The following is an 11,943-nucleotide window of genomic DNA, read 5'->3' on the forward strand; positions in this document are numbered from 1 at the left end:
ACTTTGGGTTTGATTTAGCGCAAACTCGCTTGAGTGTTTTGCTTGGGAATTGATTTTTTGTCCGAGCGCGTAGTGTGTGCTGAGGTAATTTTTTAACGGAGATGATAATGAGCTTTCAAACGTGGGAAAACCCGATGGGCACGGACGGTTTCGAATTTATCGAATACGCTGCACCAGAACCAAAAGAACTCGAAAAACTGTTTATTGAAATGGGTTTCACTGCGATTGCAAAGCATCGCACCAAGAATGTGACGTTGTACCGCCAGGGTGATGTGAACTTCATCATTAATGCCGAACCCAATTCTTTCGCACAACGCTTTGCACGTAAACACGGCCCTTCCGTCTGCGCTTTTGCGATCCGTGTGAAAGATGCGAACTTCGCCTACAAGCGTGCTTTGGAATTAGGCGCATGGGGCTTCGATAATCAAACTGGTCCAATGGAATTGAATATCCCCGCCATCAAAGGCATCGGCGATTCTTTGATCTACTTCGTTGATCGTTGGCAAGGTAAAGATGGCGCCGAAAAAGGCGCGATCGGTAACATTAGTATTTATGACGCTGACTTCGTGGCGATCCCTGGCGTTGATCCAAATCCAGTAGGCCATGGTTTGACTTACATTGATCATCTCACACATAACGTACACCGTGGTCGTATGGCGGAGTGGTCTGATTTCTACGAAACGCTGTTCAACTTCCGTGAAATTCGTTACTTCGATATCGCTGGTAAATTGACTGGCTTAAAATCGAAAGCGATGACATCACCATGTGGCAAGATTCGTATTCCGATTAATGAATCTTCAGATGATAAATCGCAAATCTCCGAGTATTTGGATCTATATCATGGCGAAGGTGTTCAGCACATAGCGATGGGCACAGACAATGTCTACAAAACTGTGGAAGACATGAAAGCAGCTGGCGTATCTTTCCAAGACACGATAGACACGTATTACGATTTGGTTGATCGTCGTTTGCCAGGTCATGGCGAAAACGTTGAAGCCCTGCGTAAATTGCGTGTTTTGATTGACGGTAAGAGTACAGAAACGACACGTGAGTTGTTGTTGCAGATTTTCACTACCACAGTCATCGGTCCTATCTTCTTTGAAATCATTCAACGCAAAGGTGACCAAGGTTTTGGTGAGGGCAACTTCCGTGCTTTGTTTGAGTCGATTGAATTGGATCAGATACGTCGTGGTGTATTGAAGGACGACAGTAAAACAACCGCCTAATCGCCATCGCGAGACAGGCATAAAAAAGGAAAGCTAACATCACAAGTGTTGGCTTTTTTTTGGAGACAAAAATGGATACCTCAGTTTCGAATGAAGATTTTCTCGCCACGGTCGCGACCAAGTCAAATGGTGCTGCACTGCGCGGTAACTATGAGCACATGGATGCGCATTACGTAGTGCAACAAGATTGGCACGCTTATACCGAAGCAGAACATGAATTGTGGCGCAAACTGTATCAGCGCCAGTTAGCGCTGTTACCAGGTCGAGCCTGCCAAGAGTTTATCGATGCCTTGGAAAAGATGGATGCCGCTGATGGCATTCCTGTCTTTGAGAAAACTTCCAAAGAATTATTCGCAGCGACGGGTTGGACTATCGTTGCGGTACCTGGCTTGATTCCTGAATTAACTTTCTTCGATCACTTGGCGAATCGTCGTTTCCCTGTGACCGTATGGTTGCGTAAACCTGAAGAATTCAACTACATCGTTGAACCTGATGTGTTTCATGACTTCTTTGGTCACGTACCTTTGTTGTTCAACCCTGTTTTTGCAGACTATATTCAACGCTATGGTCAAGGTGGTCTGAAAGCAATGAAGCTCGGTGGTCTCGATGAATTAGCACGCTTGTATTGGTATACAGTGGAGTTCGGTTTGATCAATACCCCAGAAGGCGTGCGCATCTATGGTGCAGGGATATTGTCATCGGGTGGTGAAGTGGAATACTGTTTGACGCCAGGCACCCAATCCCGCCATATCCGTCTCGATATCGAACGTTGTTTACGTACTTTGTACAAGATTGATTCCTATCAAGAGACTTATTTTGTAATTGATAGTTTCCAACAATTGTTCGACGGTACAGCGCCAGATTTCACGCCGCTCTACGAAAAATTGAAACATTTGGATGTGCTGCCGGCCAATACCTTGTTGCCACATGAAGTGGAGTTGTTGCCAGCGCCGCATTGAGTGTAGATTCAGACCTCGGCAGCATCGTTTCTCCTTAAAAAAAAGGTCCAATCTTTCTCTGATTGGACCTTTTTGTTTTTTTGAGGGGCATTTGGGAATCGAATCCGCCCCCAATTTGCACGAACTCGCTATCAACTTGTTTTTGAGCTTTGCACTACGGGTCTTCGTGAAGAAGCATTAACTGCAAATTCACATAACTCCCAGCAAACCATTTCACCACTAACTTCCGTTTCGCATCACCGATGCTTTCATCGCTCACATCTTTTCCGGTTCCATAGTTAATTTGCGAAAAAGCGTTCTTGTTGACGTTAAGGTAGACCACGATGCGACTACCTTTATGCAGACGCTTGCTGATCAATTTGGTTTGCGTTAATGGTAGACGAGTCACTTGATTTGGTTTTAGCAACTGTCGCTGGCTTGGGTCATGTAAATAGCTGGCGCGATCGATCACGTAGCCGAGGTGAAAATAGTGACCTTCAGGTGTCAGCTCATACAGCGTTACGCCGAAATCGAAATCGCGCTTGTTGATGCTGGCGATCAGCTCACCGCTGAATGCACCATTGAGTAAAATATCTTCCTTGAAGGGATCGCTAACAAAAATCAAGCCATTGCTGCGATCAATATTGTTGCGCAGGATAGGGTAGGGGTAGTAATCGTTATTGCTGTTTTTTCGGTCCGCAAAATCGACGATTTGTTCGACGTAATTTTGTTGAATTTCCAAGGTTGGTGTTAAACGATGCTGCTTGTGTTTGGTATCTGGCGTCAAGTACAAACGCAGCATGTGGTCGCTCATCGCTGAGAGCGATGGTGCATGTCGCCACTGGCTTTCACCGACGGGGAAGTAATTCACGCGATCTTTTAAGAAGCTCGGCTTTTGTTTTCCTTTGAGTACATAATCCATCCACGCGAACGTCAAAGCGTTGATGTCAAATAGTGCTGCGGGATGAATGTCCAGTTCGTTTAACTTTTTCTCCCCACCACGTTGCGCGCCAAAATGGCCATAGGGTCCGATCACCAAATAGTGTTCCGCCTGCGGATTGTGTTGCAGATGTTGCCGCAAATAGTCGAGACTGGAGACTTGCGAGTCGTTGAAGTAGCCATCTATCGTCAACACGGGAATCGTAATCTGAGCAAACTCTTTACCGTAGGGAGCCATATCTTGCCAATAGCGATCGTAGCTAGGGTGCTGTAACCAAGTTTGTAGCCAAGGATTGGACGTACCATCGACTTGGTCGATTTCGCGATATGGGCGACCTGAATACCACCAGTTAAATTGCATTTCTCGGAAACGTTGGCGGTCGTCATTGGTTTTATTGTCGAGCAAGCGTTGATTGCCGACATAGAAGGCCCACTGGTAATTCGGATTGATGAAAATGTTATTTTCCATCGGCAATCCCATGCCAGGGCGGTTGGCGACAATTGGCACGATGGTTTTCAATGCTGGGTGGAGTTGTTTGCTGGCAGCCCATTGCGTGAAGCCGTTATAGCTCCCACCCATCATTGCTACTTGACCATCGGACCATGTCTGCTTGCTAATCCAATCGATCACCGTACGGGCGTCAGCGCCATCCGTTTCATAGGGTTTGATCGCCTCCTCACTGAGATACTTTCCTCGGCTATACGCGATAACACCAACGTAGCCGCGATCTGCAATATCTTTTAGTGTCTGCAAGTCGCGTTCTTGGGGTCTAGCGTAGATAGTGAATTGCAGAATCGTTGGAACAGGTGTGCTTAGATTTTTCTTCTTTAATAACATACCCGATAGTCGTGCACCATCTGCTGTATTGAAGAATAACTTATCGTTCAATTCGTAGTCAGCTCCGAGGTCGATTGGATTTTCGACTTGCTGGGCATACACATCGCGATGTATGGCGAACGTTATAAGGAGACAAGTTATTAGGCAACTAATTAGGTAACTTGTTAGGGCACTAAACCAGTAACGGGTTGGCTTATTTAGTGGCTTATTTGGCGCGCACACCCAGTGAAATTCGTGTCGACCTTGAACTGAAAATAGTCGAAGAAAGCAGTTTTGTTTTGGCAAGTCGAAGCTAGTCGGGTGGATAGACATGGTCTCGATTCTTTCGTCTGTTTTAGAAAAGTAAATAATTCAGAATCACAATTTGAATCGAACTATATTGTCCCAATTAGGAGAAATTGTGGAGCAGATTACCTACATCACGCTGTCGCCCGCATGAAGGTCTATTGAGACAGGCTTACGACGCGTTCCGCCCTTTACATCGTTTGAATGCCAATACACTTTGCTGATAAACCCGGTATTACATTTGGGTTGAGCTAGTGTTTTTGTAGGAATGTGAGCAAGTGTTGATGAAAAATTTCAGGTTGCTCGATATGCGGCAAGTGACCAGCTTGATCAATCTCGACGAATTCCAAGTCGGGTATCCCCTTGCGTACATTAACGGCACCAGAGATCGGCAGGGTTGTATCTTGTTTTCCCCAAACTAACAGTACGGGAGTGTGTGCCACACGGATCGATGCGTACATGGCGTTGAAATCGGCAGCCGCAAGACGCAAGGATGATCGTCTTAACGCGCGACCAAATCCTTTGTATTGCATTTGTGGGCGATAGCGCTCTGCCCAATTAGGGTACTGTTCGGGATGGAGGAAGTCGACGCTTTGGCTTTCTGCTTTTTGGGGTAGCTCATTCACTTGAAATAAATACGCGCCCAACAATGGAATGCTGCGATGCCAAACCAATTGCGCGGGTGAATTAGAGGGATCCACCAAGCTTAGACTGCGTATCTTTTCGGGAAAATGGGCGGCGTAATATGCACCGATGAAGCCGCCGAATGATAGCCCGACCACGTCGACCTTTTGCGAAATGTTGAGTGTCGCGAGTAATTCGTTGATTTGCCGAGCATACATCGCACCGTCATACTGTGCATCTGGACGATCTGAATACCCTCGACCAAACAGATCAAAACGAATGACGCGATAACCTGATTTGCTTAAGATAGCAAAACTTGTGTCCCAAATATAAGAAGGGACAGAAAATCCATGCACCAAGAGGATCACGCGACCATCTTTCGGACCAGCTTCTTCGTAGTAGGTATAGCCATCGCTGAGTTGTGCGTATGTGCCACCTATCTGTTGCCTAACGGCTGAGTTTAAGTCGATTTTCTCAGGATTCCTAAATTCGTAATAAGACACGGCGGTGATAACAATCGCTGTGAGTCCGATTAAGATTTTCTGAGATAGTTTCATCGACATACCTTAGTAGGAGTGAGCGGGAACTTTAATGATGTGTATCTTGGAAGCGAGCCTGTGATTCCCGATAGACGTTGGATTCACCTTCTGGTCGTGTTTTAAATCGACGATGTGTCCAAAAATATTCCGCTGGCATGTGCAAGATCTCAGCCTCAATGTAACTATTCATGAAGCGGGTTGAGCTCACAATATCAGCATGGGGGTACTCGGTCCAAGCGTGATCGAATTTAACATTCCAACCGTCATAGTTTGGACGTATGCTGGCAATGACAGGGATCACCTTGGCATGCGTAGCGGCAGCAATTCGTGGTAATGCGGTCAAAGTCGCAGCTGGGACACCGAAGAATGGAACGAATTCTGCATCTTTGCGGCCAAAATCCATATCAGGCAACATGAAAAAAGGTAGGTTTTCTTTCATCGCGCGGATGATGGGTTTCACGCCTTCGGCGCGAGAAAACAGTTTGACTGGACGAAAGCGCGAACGACCACGTCGCAAGGCTTTGTCAAAGGACTTATTTCTTTGCGTTGTATAAATCGAGCAGAGTGAGGATTCCAACATGACGGCGACGCCAGCGACGTCAAGACTCACAAAGTGTGGGCACATAAAAATCGTTGGACTGCTAAGCATTTCTGCCATAGGCGCACTATATTCCACGTGAATTAGTTTGCGAAGACGCGCCTCTGATGACCACCAAAGAATACTTCGTTCCAAGACACTGCGAACATAGACTTGAAAATGGCGTCGTGTGATTTGTTTCCGTTCTTGCTCCGACATGGCAGGAAAACAAAGGCGTAAATTCGTCATGCAAATATGGCGTCGACGTTTTAGGCTCAAATAAAGTAGGCCGCCGATCAGTTCACCGATGCGCGCCAAAATCGGTAGTGGTAACCAGTGCAGCAACCACATCAAGCCGATCGCAAATCTCATGTTGTTTCCTGCTGATTGAATTCTTCTGGTCCACTGACTCCATCCGGTTTTTTGTAGCGGTGATAGCTCCAAAAGTATTGCGATGGTGCCTCGGCAATGAGTTTTTCCATTGCACGATTGATGGCACGGGCTTGCTCGGAAGGCTCACCGTCCAGAGCCTCTTCGAACGGCACAAATCGTTGTACAAAGCCACGACCGAAAGGCAAGCGCTCTGCATACGTCAGAATAATCGGTGCTCCGGTCATGTTGGCTAATTTTGCGGATAAGGTCATCGTGTAAGCTGGCTTACCAAAAAAATTAGCCCAAACGCCTTCGCCTTCTTGTGGAACTTGGTCAGGCAATAAACCAATCGCCTCTCCTTTTTTAAGTGCTTTCGCTAAAGCACGCACGCCAGAAAGATTCGCGGGCGCCAGTAACATCCCACTCGATGCTCGCGCATCTTCAAGTAGTGGCTTCAATGCTTCTTTACGCGGTGGCCGATAAAGTACGGTCATTTTGGTTCGCAAGGCAATCGATTTTCCTGACAACTCAAAACAACCTAAGTGGGGAGTTAAAAACACCACGCCTTTCTTCGCATCAATCGCAGCTTGTGCGATTTCCCAGTTTTCTAGAGAGACTTTGGCGGCGAGACGCTCGTGACTACCTAACCAAATCAGGGGCAGTTCCATGATATTTTTCCCTGCTTCACGAATCGCGCGCCCCAGATGGGGTTGAACTCCAGCTAATGCCATATTGTCACGCATACGTTGACGATAGGTAGGCGATAGCGCGTAGACTATATAGCCAAGAATGACGCCGACAAAATGTAATAGTGGCAGTGGAAAAACGGATAAAAAACGGAACAGTCGTAGCAGCATGAGCCAGAAAGTGGAGATGAAAATAGTAATGAAATGCTAAGGAGTATAAATGCGAGTCATATTGATACACCTCAAAAATCTAAGGCAATTCGACATGAAACCAATAAGAGGCGTAAAATAGCACATATTGGCAATCGAATGAAATTATCGATCGGTTCTGCGACATTTTTAGAATCGCGACATAAATAGGTTGGTTGCCCCCGCCGAGTTAAACAGACAACTTGCGAAGCGGGTTATAAATTTCGCTAAAGCGTCGCAGGAAACCTTTCTGACTGCGACTTAACGTCACTTATATAGGAGCCTGCGATGGCAAATGATTTTCTCTTCACTTCAGAATCCGTTTCTGAAGGTCACCCAGACAAAGTTGCTGATCAAATTTCTGATGCGATTTTGGATGCCATTTTCGAACAAGATCCTCGTTCTCGTGTTGCAGCAGAAACCCTGGTCAATACCGGTTTGGTGGTTTTGGCTGGTGAAATTACCACCAATGCACATGTGGATTATATTCAAGTTGCGCGCGATACGATCAAGCGGATTGGATACGATAATACTGAATATGGTATCGACTACAAAGGCTGCGCGGTTTTAGTCGCTTACGACAAACAATCCAATGACATTGCGCAAGGCGTGGATCACGCGTCGGATGATCATTTAAATACCGGGGCGGGTGATCAAGGTTTAATGTTTGGTTATGCGTGCGACGAAACACCAGAATTAATGCCTGCGCCAATTTACTATTCCCATCGTTTAGTCGAACGCCAGGCACAATTGCGGAAGGACGGTCGCCTGCCATTTTTGCGTCCAGATGCAAAGGGCCAAGTCACTATGCGATATGTTGATGGTAAACCACATAGCATTGATACCGTAGTGCTGTCGACTCAACATAGTCCTGATCAGAGTGATGGCAATAAAATGAAAGCTTCGTTTGTGGAGGCCATCGTTGAAGAAATTATTCGCCCTGTGTTACCGGCTGAATGGTTGAAAGATACGAAGTTCCTGATTAACCCGACTGGTCGCTTTGTCATCGGTGGTCCACAAGGCGATTGTGGATTGACAGGACGTAAAATTATTGTTGATACCTACGGTGGCGCATGCCCACACGGTGGTGGTGCTTTTTCAGGCAAAGATCCAACTAAGGTCGACCGTTCTGCTGCTTATGCTGCGCGTTATGTTGCAAAAAATATTGTGGCAGCTGGCTTGGCGAAGCAATGTCAAATCCAAGTGGCTTATGCAATTGGTGTAGCACGCCCAATGAATGTGACTGTGTACACGGAAGGAACGGGCGTGATTCCGGATGAGCAAATTGCAGCTTTGGTCAACGAATATTTTGACTTGCGTCCTCGCGGCATTATTCAAATGTTGGATTTATTGCGCCCAATTTATCAAAAAACGGCAGCCTACGGCCATTTTGGTCGTGAGGAACCGGAGTTTACTTGGGAGCGTACTGATAAAGCACAGATTTTGCGTGCTGCGGCAGGTTTATAAACCAATTCGAAATGGCTTGATTTTGAATCGTTTAGCGCCAGTGGTTTTGACGTCAAAGCAGATCAGTCAACTGATAAGTCGAGGAGCGATGTTGCTGTTGAGCGCATCGCTCTTTTCTTTGTCGGCACACGCTGTTGAAGAGACCAGTTTTAGCCCTGGATCTGGGGTGCAAAGAAATGTCAATCACCTCAAGGCATTACAAGATTGGTGTAAGCAAGTTACACCACGTCTGCCAAAAGTATCGTTGAATGAGTGTCGCACTAGTCGACTCCAGGTGAGCTCTGGTAAGTCGTTTAAAGGACTGCCTTTGATGACGAGAGATTTTTCGTCCGATCCTAAACTCAAACGCGCGAGAAAAGTTTTGTTGATCGGGGGCATTCATGGCGATGAAAAAACCGCGACCGCTGTGGTTTTTAAATGGCTAGAAACATTAGCAAAAAATCCCACACAAGAGTTTCAGTGGAAGGTTGCACCATTGGTCAATCCCGACGGTTTACTAGCGCCCAAAGCGACGCGTGTTAACGCGCGAGGTGTCGATCTGAATCGTAATTTTCCAACGCCCGATTGGGATAAAGAAGCGCTTAAGTATTGGGAACAAAAAACCAAAAGCGATCCGCGTCGTTATCCAGGTAAGACTCCTGTTTCGGAACCTGAAAGTAAGTGGGTATTTGAAACCATCACGACGTTCAAGCCAGATGTGATCATTTCTGTGCATGCGCCATTTGGCGTGTTGGATTTAGATGGACCAGCACAGCCACCGACGCGATTTGGTCGACTCCACTTTAATCGTGTCGGCGTCTACGCAGGTTCGCTCGGTAATTACAGTGGGATGCATCAGGAGACTCCAGTTTTGACAATAGAACTGCCACACGCCTTGAATATGCCTAGTCCTGCTGAAACTGCACGCATTTGGTCCGATATGCAAATTTGGATACGAAATAATGTATCGGTTCGTAAAAAGTAAGCTTTCCAAGATATTGGCTTTGACAGCTTTTTCTAAATTTTCTACGTAGTTTAGCATTGCCAAATAAACCGCTACGCGCACGGTTTATACTTTGTGCAGCTTGGACACCGTGGTAAAGCTAGGCGCTCCATGCCGTATCAAGTGGTTGACATTGAACCGAATTTCCAATGACTACATCAAATAAAGAAAAAATGAAGACAAATATGAAAATACTCGTCGCTGCGGCACTCGTTTTAGGTGCGCCAAGCATATTCGCACAAGTCGAAGATAAACATCAGTGGCTAGAAGACGTGGGTGGAGAAAAAGCTTTAGATTGGGTTAAAGCGAGGAATCAAGAGACACGGAATAAGTTAGACAGCGATCAAGGCTTTTTAAAATTGCGTAACGATCTTCAAGTGATTTTGGATTCAAAAGATCGCATTCCTGGTATTCAGAAGATGGGGAATTGGGTCTATAACTACTGGATGGACGCAGATCATCCACGTGGTATATGGCGCAAAACGAGTATGCGTGAATATCGCAAGCCACAACCAAAGTGGGAGATCGTGTTTGATCTTGATGCGATTGCCAAAGAGGAAAAAGAGAATTGGGTGTTTAAAGGAAGCCAGTGTCGAGAGCCAGAATTTGATCGATGCATCGTTAGCTTGTCCCGAGGCGGTGCTGATGCCGTGACCATTCGAGAACTGGATTTGAAATCGAAGCGTTTTCTAAAGGATGGCTTTGCTCTACCTGAGGCAAAGATGAATATCGCATGGCGCGACAAAGACACCTTATACATTGCGACGGATTTTGGTGCTGGCAGTCTGACTGATTCTGGTTATCCACGGATTGTCAAAGAATGGTCTAGAGGCACACCAATAGGAACAGCAAAAACTGTCTTTGAAGGACAAAAAGAAGATATCAGTGTGTCAGCCGGCGTGGCACGCCACCGCGGTATTGCCCATCAAATTGTTAATCGTGCAGTGACCTTTTACACTTCAGAAGTCTTCTTAATGCAAGGTAGTAAGTTACAAAAACTAGATATTCCCGCACAAACTGGCTACGAGTTTTTTGGGTCGCAATTGATCGTCACACCAAACGAGTCTTGGACCACAGGCGGCAAAACATATCCTCAAGGCAGTGTGCTAGCGATTGACTTTGATAAATTCTTGAAAGGCGACAGGAATTTTACGGTCTTATTTCAACCAACCGAGCATGCATCATTTACAGGTCTCACTGCGACAAAGAATTTTCTTTTGATGCAATTGCTGCAGGACGTTAAGAGTAGTTTGGTCGAGTTGCAATTCAAAGGCGGTAAGTGGAGTGCGCGTAATGTGAATTTACCGACGATGGGCGCGGTCGGCGTCAGCCCTCTGGATGCAGATAAGTCCGACGAATATCTACTCAGTTACTCTGATTATTTGACGCCGAGCGTCTTGCAGTTGGCAAAGGCTGGCACGGATCAGCGCGAATTATTGAAATCGGCTCCGGCCTTCTTTGATGCGAGCCCCTACCAAACACTGCAAAAGTTTGCGACGTCTAAAGATGGCACAAAAGTTCCGTATTTTATGGTGTTCAGAAAAGATATCCAATTCGATGGCCGCAATCCAACTCTGCTTTATGGATATGGTGGGTTTCAGGTTTCATTGACACCCTCGTATTCGGGTGGCACGGGTAAAGCGTGGTTGGAAAAAGGCGGGGTGTATGTGGTTGCGAATATTCGAGGCGGTGGTGAATATGGTCCACGTTGGCATCAAGCTGCGTTGAAACAAAATCGCCAGCGTGCTTACGAGGATTTTGCTGCAATTGCGGAAGACTTGATTGCGAGTAAGGTTACGAGCTCTCAACATCTAGGCGCGATGGGCGGAAGTAATGGTGGCTTATTGGCAGGCGTTGCATTGACACAAAGACCTGATTTATTCAATGCCGTGGTGAGTCAAGTTCCTTTGTTAGACATGCAGCGATTCAATAAACTGTTGGCAGGCGCATCTTGGATGGGGGAATATGGCAATCCAGATGTGCCGCAAGAATGGGAGTTTATTCAACGTTATTCACCTTACCACAACGTCAAAGCGGAAGTGAAATATCCCAACGTCTTGTTCATCACCTCCACTCGTGACGATCGTGTCCATCCTGGACATGCCCGTAAAATGGCGGCAAAGATGTTGGAGCAAGGCCATCCCAATGTATGGTATTTTGAAAACACCGAGGGCGGGCATGGTGGGGCTGCGAATAATGCGCAACGGGCTGATATGAGTGCGATTACCTATTCATTCCTTTGGAATATGCTAAAGTAAAAGTTATTCGTTATTTGTGTGTT

General features: G+C 46.3%; 9 protein-coding genes. 5 read left to right on the forward strand and 4 right to left on the reverse strand.

Features of this window, described 5'->3' with window-relative positions; translation table 11 throughout:
• Positions 1-107: 107 nt before the first annotated feature.
• Together hppD and phhA are read left to right on the forward strand one after the other, a co-directional pair.
• Positions 108-1,226 (forward strand): 4-hydroxyphenylpyruvate dioxygenase, encoded by a 1,119-nt coding sequence (gene hppD / locus KDM90_RS13415; protein ID WP_212676112.1) that lies wholly within the window; start codon positions 108-110, stop codon positions 1,224-1,226.
• 71 nt (positions 1,227-1,297) lie between these two features.
• The gene (gene phhA / locus KDM90_RS13420; protein WP_212676113.1) at positions 1,298-2,185 is read left to right on the forward strand and encodes a phenylalanine 4-monooxygenase; all 888 of its coding nucleotides are present in this window, start codon (positions 1,298-1,300) and stop codon (positions 2,183-2,185) included.
• A 154-nt stretch (positions 2,186-2,339) separates the two neighbouring features.
• Here phhA and KDM90_RS13425 read toward each other — a convergent pair whose 3' ends face one another.
• The 4 genes from KDM90_RS13425 to KDM90_RS13440 form a co-directional block, all read right to left on the reverse strand.
• Complete coding sequence (locus KDM90_RS13425) at positions 2,340-4,043, reverse strand: CocE/NonD family hydrolase (RefSeq protein WP_329605323.1); 1,704 nt, start codon at positions 4,041-4,043, stop codon at positions 2,340-2,342.
• A 434-nt stretch (positions 4,044-4,477) separates the two neighbouring features.
• On the reverse strand, positions 4,478-5,407 hold the full coding sequence (locus KDM90_RS13430) for an alpha/beta fold hydrolase (protein ID WP_212676115.1): 930 nt from the start codon (positions 5,405-5,407) through the stop codon (positions 4,478-4,480).
• A 31-nt stretch (positions 5,408-5,438) separates the two neighbouring features.
• Entirely contained in the window at positions 5,439-6,338 is a 900-nt protein-coding gene (locus tag KDM90_RS13435) for an LpxL/LpxP family acyltransferase (RefSeq protein WP_212676116.1), read from the reverse strand.
• Positions 6,335-7,195, reverse strand: a complete 861-nt coding sequence (locus KDM90_RS13440; RefSeq protein WP_212676117.1) for a lysophospholipid acyltransferase family protein — start codon at positions 7,193-7,195, stop codon at positions 6,335-6,337. Before KDM90_RS13440 ends, KDM90_RS13435 begins: the two co-directional genes overlap by 4 nt.
• A 306-nt stretch (positions 7,196-7,501) precedes the next feature.
• On the opposite strand from KDM90_RS13440, the gene metK reads away from it, so the two are divergent.
• From metK to KDM90_RS13455, 3 genes are all read left to right on the forward strand, one after another.
• Positions 7,502-8,680 (forward strand): methionine adenosyltransferase, encoded by a 1,179-nt coding sequence (gene metK, locus KDM90_RS13445; RefSeq protein WP_212676118.1) that lies wholly within the window; start codon positions 7,502-7,504, stop codon positions 8,678-8,680.
• 16 nt (positions 8,681-8,696) lie between these two features.
• Complete coding sequence (locus tag KDM90_RS13450; protein WP_230409798.1) at positions 8,697-9,644, forward strand: M14 family zinc carboxypeptidase; 948 nt, start codon at positions 8,697-8,699, stop codon at positions 9,642-9,644.
• A 203-nt stretch (positions 9,645-9,847) separates the two neighbouring features.
• The gene (locus tag KDM90_RS13455; protein WP_212676119.1) at positions 9,848-11,920 is read left to right on the forward strand and encodes a prolyl oligopeptidase family serine peptidase; all 2,073 of its coding nucleotides are present in this window, start codon (positions 9,848-9,850) and stop codon (positions 11,918-11,920) included.
• Positions 11,921-11,943 lie beyond the last annotated feature (23 nt).

This window comes from Affinundibacterium fentianense (assembly GCF_018139545.1).
Taxonomy (GTDB): Bacteria; Pseudomonadota; Gammaproteobacteria; order Burkholderiales; family Burkholderiaceae_D; genus Undibacterium; species Undibacterium fentianense.